This window comes from Actinoalloteichus spitiensis RMV-1378 (assembly GCF_000239155.1).
Classification (GTDB): domain Bacteria; phylum Actinomycetota; class Actinomycetes; order Mycobacteriales; family Pseudonocardiaceae; genus Actinoalloteichus_B; species Actinoalloteichus_B spitiensis.
The window spans coordinates 1-8,892 of sequence record NZ_AGVX02000300.1 but is presented as its reverse complement, the minus strand read 5'-3'; the positions used below and the strand labels follow the sequence as shown (position 1 = coordinate 8,892).

General features: G+C 74.2%; 8 protein-coding genes. All 8 read left to right on the top strand.

The window, feature by feature from the left end:
• The first annotated feature begins 189 nt into the window (after positions 1 to 189).
• A complete protein-coding gene (locus ACTIDRAF_RS28835; RefSeq protein WP_016699342.1) occupies positions 190 to 639 on the top strand; it encodes a MarR family winged helix-turn-helix transcriptional regulator in 450 nt (149 codons plus the stop codon).
• A complete protein-coding gene (locus ACTIDRAF_RS28830) occupies positions 636 to 2,417 on the top strand; it encodes a DEAD/DEAH box helicase (RefSeq protein ID WP_016699341.1) in 1,782 nt (593 codons plus the stop codon). The genes ACTIDRAF_RS28835 and ACTIDRAF_RS28830 overlap by 4 nt, the downstream gene beginning before the upstream one ends.
• The gene (locus ACTIDRAF_RS0213890; RefSeq protein WP_016699340.1) at positions 2,414 to 2,989 is read left to right on the top strand and encodes a hypothetical protein; all 576 of its coding nucleotides are present in this window, start codon (positions 2,414 to 2,416) and stop codon (positions 2,987 to 2,989) included. The genes ACTIDRAF_RS28830 and ACTIDRAF_RS0213890 overlap by 4 nt, the downstream gene beginning before the upstream one ends.
• A gap of 454 nt (positions 2,990 to 3,443) precedes the next feature.
• A complete protein-coding gene (locus ACTIDRAF_RS0213885) occupies positions 3,444 to 4,385 on the top strand; it encodes a DUF5996 family protein (protein ID WP_016699339.1) in 942 nt (313 codons plus the stop codon).
• A 392-nt stretch (positions 4,386 to 4,777) separates the two neighbouring features.
• Positions 4,778 to 5,986: a cytochrome P450 gene (locus ACTIDRAF_RS0213880; protein ID WP_016699338.1), complete on the top strand. Its 1,209-nt coding sequence runs from the start codon at positions 4,778 to 4,780 to the stop codon at positions 5,984 to 5,986.
• A gap of 52 nt (positions 5,987 to 6,038) precedes the next feature.
• Complete coding sequence (locus ACTIDRAF_RS0213875; RefSeq protein WP_016699337.1) at positions 6,039 to 6,239, top strand: ferredoxin; 201 nt, start codon at positions 6,039 to 6,041, stop codon at positions 6,237 to 6,239.
• A gap of 529 nt (positions 6,240 to 6,768) precedes the next feature.
• Entirely contained in the window at positions 6,769 to 7,803 is a 1,035-nt protein-coding gene (locus ACTIDRAF_RS0213870) for a DUF418 domain-containing protein (protein ID WP_083886284.1), read from the top strand.
• A partial coding sequence (locus tag ACTIDRAF_RS0213865) for a sensor histidine kinase (protein ID WP_157163028.1) occupies positions 7,800 to 8,892 on the top strand: 1,093 nt, incomplete at its 3' end. The genes ACTIDRAF_RS0213870 and ACTIDRAF_RS0213865, both read left to right, overlap by 4 nt.

Genomic DNA, 8,892 nt, shown 5'->3' with positions numbered 1-8,892 from the left:
CCTGGCTCCCTTCTCGGGTGAGCTCCACCAGCCGAAAGCCCCGGCCGAGGGCCTGCCCGGTCAACCGCGCCGGCCGCCGGGTGACCCGCACGGTGGTCGCCTCCGGGCGGCGCGGCGGCCCCGCTGGCTGGGTGGCCCGAAAAAGCTATATCACTAAGCCTCTTAGCGATTAAGCTAAACTGCCGCGCCGTGGACTCCGAAGCCCAGGTCGAGCGCATCGTCCGGCAGCTCCCGCTCTGGATGTCGGCGGTGGACGCCGTCAACGACGGGATCGCCCGCCAGGCGGGGATCAGCACCTCCGACCTCGCCTGCCTGCACGAGGTGATCGTCGACGGCCCCCTCCCGGCCGGCGAGCTCGCCCGACGCCTCCGCCTGACCACCGGTGCGATCACGCACCTGGTGGAGCGGCTGGTCCGGGCCGGCTGGGTGCGGCGGACCACCGACGACAGCGACCGCCGTCGGGTGCTGGTCGAGGCGCTGCCCGGCACCGGTGAACGGATGGTGGCCAACTACGCGGCCCTGGACCGGTCAACCCGGACCACCCTCTCCGGGTTCACCGCCGACGAGCTCGCCGTCATCGCCCGCTTCGTGGAGGGCAGCCTCGAGGCCACCCGGGCCCTCGTGGAAGGCGACGCGTGAGCCCCGCTCCCCAGTGGACCTACCTCCAGGACCGCGCGTGCTGGTTCCTGTGGTTCCCGGATGGCGGAACACCCGCCCCACCTGCCCCGGGCCTGCCCTCGACGCGGGCCACCACCACCCTCGCGGTCCCCGACGGCGACACCGTCGCACCCCGGGAGGTCGAGGGCGCGGAGGTTCCGCTGCTGGCCGGCTGGGACTGGCTGGGCACCCGCCGGGCGGCCCCCGGCGACAGCGGATCCCTCGCCGGGTGGACCCTGCTGGCCCGCGACCCGACGAGGTCGGCGAACCCGCTCCCGGTCGCCGCGCACTGCGCCCCGACTCCCGACGGGGAGCACGTGCGCACGGCCGCCGCCACGCTCGACGAGGTCCTCGGCGTGCTGGCGCTCCTCCGCGACCTCCGGAACCACGGGTTCGCCGGTTCCCTCCGGGGCTACCAGCTGGCCGGTGTGCGGTGGCTCGCCGGGCGGGAACGGGGGGCGCTCCTCGCCGACGACATGGGGCTGGGCAAGACGGTGCAGGCGCTGGCCCTGATGGCCAACCACCCCGGGGAGGCGCACCTGGTGGTCTGCCCCACCTCGGTGACCCCGAACTGGAGGCGGGAGGCCGCCCGGTACACCCCCGACCTCCGCGTCCTCCGGGACGGCGAGGAACCACGGCCGGGGACCCTCACCGTCGTCTCCTACGCCCGCCTGCGGCGAACTCCCCACCCGTTCACCGGATGCCGGTGGGGGATCGTGGTCTGCGACGAGGCCCAGCAGGTCAAGAACCCCAGGACGCTGGCGCACCGTGCCGTCGCGGGGCTCGACGCCCGGTACCGGCTGGTGATGACCGGCACCCCGGTGGAGAACGACCTGGGTGACCTCTGGGCGCTGGTCCACCTGGCCACTCCCGGCTTCCTGGGCACCCGCCGACGGTTCCACGACCGCTACGTGGTCCCGATCCAACACCGCGGGTCGCCCTCCGCCGCCGCTCGGCTGGCGTCGCGGACGCGGGAGTTCGTCCTGCGCCGCACGAAGGCGGAGGTCGCCCCGGAGCTGCCCGCCCGGCAGACCGTGGACGTGCCCTGCCCGCTCAGCGAGGAGCAACGGCAGCTCTACCAGACGGCGCTGGACGAGACCTTCACCGACGGCCTGGGAACGGGTCGCGGGCGGCGAGCCAGCGTGCTGGCGCTGTTGACCAGGCTCAAGCAGATCTGCAACCACCCCGCTCAGGCCCTCGGCCAGCGCGGCCCGCTGGCCGAACGCTCCGGCAAGTTCGACCGGCTCGGGGAGATGCTCGACGAGACCCTCCGCAGCGGCACCGGCTGCCTGGTCTTCACCCAGTACACGAGCATGGGCCGCCTCCTCGTCGAACACCTCGGACAGCGCGGTGTCACCGTCCCGTTCCTGCACGGCGGACTGTCCTCGGACGCCCGGGACCGGATCGCCAGCTCCTTCCAGGGCGGCCGCGGGCCGGGAGTGCTGGTGTTGTCCCTGCGGGCGGCCGGCTTCGGCCTCACCCTGACCCGGGCCAGCACCGTCATCCACTACGACCACTGGTGGAATCCCGCCGTCGAGGACCAGGCGTCCGACCGGGCGCACCGCATCGGCCAGGTCCGGCCCGTCACGATCTACACCCTGCGAACCGCCGGAACCCTGGAGGACCACATCGCCACGATCCACGACCGCAAACGGGGCCTGGCCGACGCGATCACCGCCGGCGAGGAGGCCGAGTTGCTCGCCCTCTCCGACGACCAGCTCCGCGACGTCCTCGCCCTCCGCCCGGGGGCCGCGCCGTGACCCGCGAGTTCGGTTGCACCGCTTGGGGGAAGGCGTGGCTGCGGCGCCTCGAACCCCTGGCCAGCGGCGGGCCGGACCCCGACCGGGTTCGGGCCCGCGGCCTGGCCAGGCGGGCCGTACGGGAGTTCCGCGTCCAGGGCACCCAGGTGAGCGCCGTGCTCGGCGAACGCGGTCGGGAGCACGTGATCACGCTGACCGTACCGCCCTGGACGCCGGACGAGATCCGGACGGCGCGCCGACGGCTGCGGTCGACCGCCGGACCATCCGGAACACTCCCCGAGGACCTCCCCGACGAGCTCGCCGCCGAGCTGGAGGCCGCTGGTCCACGCATCGCTCCCGACCCGGGCGAGCTGACGGCGAGCACCCCGAGCGGGCCGCCCCGACGGGCCCACCTGCTCGCGGTGTGCTACGCCCTGGTCCAGCGCGTCGACGAGGAACCCGCCCTGGCGGTCCGGCTGCGGATGGCTGGCGCTCAGGACGTCCCCACCCCGCCCGCGCCGACGTCGCCCTCGCTGATCCCACTCGCGGAGCTCGACCCGCGTCTCTTCTACGACCCGCCACCACCGGGGTGACGGGCGACCCGGGGACCGCACGGCCGACCGTGACGGCTGGTTCGGCGGTGATCAGCTTCCGCGTGCCCCCGCAAGATCCCGACCCCACAACGGCCACATCCGGCCACCGGATGCGGGGCCGGTCGATGGGTGGGGGGCTCGGCACCACCCGCCCGGTGCGGGTCCGCCCATCGCTCCCCACCCCGCGCCCCGGACGCGAGGAGCTCCCCACCGGGGCGGGTCAGCCACACCCCCGCCCCGCCCCAGCAGGTGGGGTCCGGACCAGGGCGGTACGGCTCGATCCGCCAGGAGGAGCGGGTGACCAGCGGAATCGCCGGTCCCTCCCGCGCCGGTGGCGGTCCGGGCCGGACCTCGGGAGGGACGCCTACCCACCCTGTCTCGACTGGTCTCGGCGGCCCGGACCGCCGGGGCTGACCAACATGCGCCGCCCGGCCCCCGCGCCTACCGTCGGCCCATGGAGACCCTTCCCGCGATCCCGCTGGCGGAGTGGCGGCCCACCAAGGAAACCCTGCACCGCTACCTCCAGGTCGTCGGCAAGATCCGGCTGGCCGCCAGTGCCCGCCGCAACCACTGGTGGAACGTCCCCTTCCACCTGACCGGCCGGGGTCTGACGACGAGACCCATGACCGGCGGGGCGGACGGCATGATCTTCACGATCGACCTCGACCTCGTCGCTCACGAGCTCCGGGTCGCGGTGCTCGACGGCCGGGCCCTCCACTTCTCCCTCGTCGGCCAGTCGGTGGCCTCCTTCCACGACCAGACCCTGTCGGCGCTGGACGCGCTGGGCGTGCCGGTCCACATCCCCCTCGACCACCCCTTCGACCTGCCGGACCAGGGCCGCCCCTTCGGCGAGGACACCGAGCACCGCACGTACGACGCGGCGCACGCCCTGCGGTACTGGCAGGTCCTGAGCCGGGTCAACCTGCTGTTGGAGCGGTTCAGCGCGGACTTCCGGGGCAAGATCAGCCCGGTCCACCACTTCTGGCACACCTTCGACATCGCGGTCACCCGGTTTCGGGGCCGCCGCGTCCCCCAGCCGGCCGACGCCGACCCGGTCACCAGGGAGGCGTACTCGGAGGAGGTCATCAGCGCCGGGTTCTGGTTCGGTGACGACCGCGTTCCCGAACCCACCTTCTACTCGTACACGGCACCGGAACCGGAGGGGTTGGCCGACCGCCCCCTCGAACCGGCCGCCGCCCGCTGGGCGGAGGGCGGCGGGGGAAGCCACCTGGCGGTCCTGCCCTACGACGCGGTGCGTACGGCGCCGGACGCGGAGGAGCGGATCCTGGCCTTCTACCGGAGCGCCTACCAGGCGGGTGCCGCCAGCGCGGGGTGGGACGTCGACCAGCTCGCCTGCCCGGCCGGCGTCACCGACCCGGCCCTGGCCCGGAGCTGAGGCCGGCCGAGCACGACCACGTGAGACCAGTCGACTCCTGTTCGGGCCGTCCACCTGGCCCGGTGTCGGGCTCCCGAACGAGGGCCGGTCGCGGGGCGGGGCGGGAACGCGGGACAGCGGGGGCCCCGCCGGGGCGAGCACCACCGGTAGTCGGACGCGCACCCTGGGCGTGGACGGCCACGCGGCGATGACCTAGGGTTCCGTCCCGAGTGAACGTGCACTCCAGCGCCACACCACTCGGGCGGGCCCGTGGCACGCGGCCGGTGGAGCGGTGTCCGGGCGGCTCCGTCAAGCGACCGGGTGACCCCGCTGTCGCCGGATCACGACCACGCGGTTCCCGTCCGTCAGCCCGACCGGGGCCGCCGGTCCCGGTGCCGCCATGAGGGAGCACCATGTCACCGGAACTCCGATTACCGCCGTACACCCTGTCCAGGACGCCCGAGGCCCCGTTCGACCCTCCGGCCGAGCACACCTGCCAGTACGGGGACCAGCCGATCAGCCGGGTGAGCATCTGGGACGGCAGGCTGGCGGTGTGGCTGGTGACCCGCTACGACGACGCCCGCGTCGTCCTCGGAGACCGCCGGTTCAGCGCCGCGCACGGGCACCCCTGCTACCCGAGCAGGTTCGAGGGAGAACCCCCTCGGCCCCGCGTCTTCTTCTCCTCCCAGGACCCGCCCGAGCACGGCGCCCTGCGCGCCCTGGTGGCCCGGGACTTCCTGGCCAGGCGGGTCACGGCACTGCGCCCCACGATCCAGCGGCTGACCGACCAGCTGCTCGACGAGATGACCGGTGAGGACCCGCCGGTGGACCTCGTCGACCGGTTCGCGCAGCCGCTGCCCTCGCTGGTGATCTGCGATCTGCTCGGTGTCCCCTACCAGGACCACGACTTCTTCCAGCGCGCCGCGTCGACGGTCATCAGCCTGCACGTCCCGATGGAGGAAAAGCTGCGGTCCTTCGAGGCGCTGCGCTCCTTCCTCCGCGACGTGGTGAACGACAAGCGCGGCGACCCGGAGGACGACGTGCTCAGCCGTCTCGCGGCCCGGGTGCGAGCCGGGGAGCTCACCGCCGAGGACGCCGCCGACCTGGGTGTGTTCCTGCTCAACACCGGTCACGAGACCACGGCGAACATGATCGGGCTGGGGGTGGTCGCGCTGCTGGAGCACCCCGACCAGATCCCCCTGATGGTGGCCGACGACGACGCCACGACGCGCGGAGTGGAGGAGTTGCTGCGCTACCTGACGATCATCCACGCCGGGCAGCGCCGGTTCGCGACCGAGGACGTCGAACTCTCGGGCGTCACCATCCGGGCGGGCGACGGGGTCGTGGTGTCGCTACCGGCGGCGAACCGCGACCCCGCCGCCTTCCCCGGCTCCCCACCGGACCGCCTGGACGTGACGCGGCAGGCACGCCACCACCTGGCCTTCGGTCACGGTGACCACCTGTGCCTGGGACAACAGCTCGCGAGGGCCGAGCTCCAGATCGCGTTGCGCACGCTGTTCGAGCGGGTTCCGGGCCTCCGGTTGGCGGCCCCGCTCGCCGAGATCCCGTTCAAGCACGACGCCCAGATCTACGGGGTGCACGCGCTCCCGGTCCGCTGGTGACCGTTCCGGCGCCGTGACGGGGGAACGGTCCCCCGTGTCCAGGAGGAGATCGATGATACGAATCAGTGTCGACGCGGACGCCTGTTGCGCCGCCGGGCAGTGCGTGACGCTCGCGCCCGACGTCTTCGACCAGTCGGAGGAGGACGGGCGGGTAGTCCTGCTCACCGTCCAGCCGCCGGCGGCGCTGGAGGGGGCGGTCCGGGAGGCCGCCGCCGCCTGCCCGGCCTCCTGCATCCGGCTCTCCCCCTCCTGAGCGGGGGCTGGTGGGCCGGCGCGCGAACGGTCTGGCGGGGGCGATGCCGGCCCGTCGTCCCGGACGCCGGGCCGGACTCCTCCCTCCGGCGCTCCCTGGCGGACTGACCGGCCTCGGCGGGCCGGACGGTGCGGCGTGCCGCGCGGGCGTGCCTCGACGGCCTGGAGGTCAGGGGCGCCGCACGCCAACCCCGGAGCAGCCCACCGGCGGTTGACCTCGGCCACGGGAGCCGTCCCGCCGGGCGACCGCTCGGTTCCCCTCCCCGCGCCGCCTGCTGCCCCCGTCGTCGCCGCGGCTCCAGCTGGCACCGCCGACGGGGCGCCGCCACCCACCGGCGACCCGGGTTCCGCTCCGCCGGCGCGCGTCGCCGGCTGCCCGGTCCGCCCGGTGACCCCGGACCGGGCCAGGCTGACCCGCCGGCAGCGACCGCCGCCACCCCGACCCCCGGTGGCTCCTCCCCCTCGAGGAGGAGCCAGATCTCGTCGTCGCGGGGGAGGCATCGCGCGACGGGGTGCGCCACCATTCACGCATGTCCTCTCCTCCCTCGTCCCCGAGCCCAGCACCGACCGCACCGCCCGCTCCGGTACGCCCCCAGGGCAGGGTGCACGCGCTCGACGCGCTCCGCGGCTTCGCGCTGTGCGGGATCATCTTCGTCAACATCCCACAGACCCTCGACATGATGCCCGTGCTCGGCGACGCCCCGGCGGCCCTGCGGCTGTTCGCTGTCGGCCGCTTCTACCCGATCTTCTTCCTGCTCTTCGGCGTGGGCTTCGGGCTCTTCCTGCGCTCGGCGGCGAAGCGCACCGACCGGCCCCGGCCGCTGTTGGTCCGCCGGCTGGTGGCTCTCGGCGTGGTGGGAGCCGCGCACCACCTGCTGCAACCGGGAGAGGTGCTGCTGCCCTTCGCGGTCACGGGCCTGCTGGTGCTGCTGCCGCTCAGCTTCTGCACCGGCCGGGTCAACCTGGTCGTCGGTCTGGCGCTGACGACCCTGGGGCTGGCGGCCGGCGTCGGGGGCCTCGGGCTGTTGCCCGGCCTCTTCGTGCTGGGATTCGCCCTCGCGCAGCTGGGGGTGGCGACCCGCCTTCCCGAGCGGACGGCGGTGCTCGCCCTCTCCTCGGGGATCGCGGCGGTGATCGCGGCCGGCTCCTACTGGGTGGTGGTGCACAGTGGTCTCGCCGAGGGGGTGACCCGCCGCGTCGGCCTGCTGTTCTCGTTCTCGATGGCCGCCGCCTACGCCGCCGCGTTCCTCGCGCTGCTGGCGGTTCCCGTGGTGGGATCGGCCCTGACCGCGCTGCTGGCCCCGTTGGGCAGGCTGGCGCTGACGAACTACCTCTCCGCGACCCTGCTGTTCGTGGCGCTGGGGACGGCCCTCGACCTCCCGGGCTCCTCCGCCTGGGGGACCGCGACCGCCCTCGGGGTCGGCATCCTGCTGGCCCAGGCCGTGTGGAGCCCGTTGTGGACCCGCCACTTCCGCTACGGTCCCGCCGAATGGGCATGGCGGTGCGTCACCTACTGGCGGTGGCTGCCGGCACGCGTGGAGCCGGGGAACGGCGCCTCCCGGTGACTGGCGCGGGTGGCCGGCGCGGGGTGGTGGGCAGGCAGCCGGCACTGGCGGCGACCCCACCACCAGCACCTCGGCTCCGGTGGTGGACCCGGGCGCTGACCGGGATCGGGGCGCGGACCCCCGTCGCCAGGGACTCGGTGGTGGCCCTGGGGCTGGCACTCCTGCTCCTGGTCGTCCGGGTGGGCGCGGCGCTGGCGGTGAACGGCGGCATCCTGCCGGAACCGCTGTGGACCGTCGTCCTGATGAACCTCGTCGCCACCGCTGACGTCGCGACCCTCGCGCTGCGGCGACTCGTGCCCCGCACCGCGCTGGTGCTGGCCACCGCCGTCGTCCTGGTGGCCTCGCTGCTGCCCTTCGTCTACGCGGGCACCGGCCTCGGTCTGGTCGTGTGCGCCTACACGGTGGGCACCCTGCTACCCCGGCGGCGGGTGGTGCTCGCGCTCGGCGTCCTCGCCCTGGTGCACGCGGTGGGCGGTCTGCTGTCGGTCGCGGTGCTCGACGGCCGCCTCACCCCGTTGCCGACCTTCTGGGGCAATGACGGCAGCAACGCGCGGAACCTGCTGTTGGCGTCGCTGTTCTCCTACGGCCTGGCCGGCCTCCTCGGGCTCTACACGCGAACGAGGCGGGACTACCTGGACGAACTGGCCGCCCGGGTGGAACGGCTGACCGCCGAACGCGCCGAACGCGCCAGGGCGGCGGTGCGGGAGGAGCGCGCCAGGATCGCCAGGGAACTGCACGACGTCGCCGCCCACGACCTCTCCGCGATCGTCGTCCAGGCCGGGGCCGCCGACCGGCTGGCGGAACGCGATCCCGCGCTGGTGCGGGAGGCGCTGCGCGATATTCGCGGCCAGGGACGGTCTACGCTGTCGGCGCTGCGGCAGCTGGTGGGCGTTCTGCGCGCCGACACCCCCGAGGACGACCGGAGCCCGCTGCCCTCGATGGGATCGGTCGACGAGCTGGTGGCGGAGGCACGCCGAGCCGGTACGGCGGTCACGCTGTCGGTGTCCGGCCCGGACCACCCGCTTCCGGTGGCGGTGGACGTCGCCGCCTACCGGCTGGGGCAGGAGGCGATCAGCAACGCCCGCCCGC

Excerpts from the sequence above, each read along its gene's own strand:
- ACTIDRAF_RS0213885 (WP_016699339.1), top strand. The coding sequence starts at position 3,444 with ATGGAGACCCTTCCCGCGATCCCGCTGGCGGAGTGGCGGCCCACCAAG.
- ACTIDRAF_RS0213880 (WP_016699338.1), top strand. The coding sequence starts at position 4,778 with ATGTCACCGGAACTCCGATTACCGCCGTACACCCTGTCCAGGACGCCC.
- ACTIDRAF_RS0213875 (WP_016699337.1), top strand. The coding sequence starts at position 6,039 with ATGATACGAATCAGTGTCGACGCGGACGCCTGTTGCGCCGCCGGGCAG.
- ACTIDRAF_RS0213870 (WP_083886284.1), top strand. The coding sequence starts at position 6,769 with ATGTCCTCTCCTCCCTCGTCCCCGAGCCCAGCACCGACCGCACCGCCC.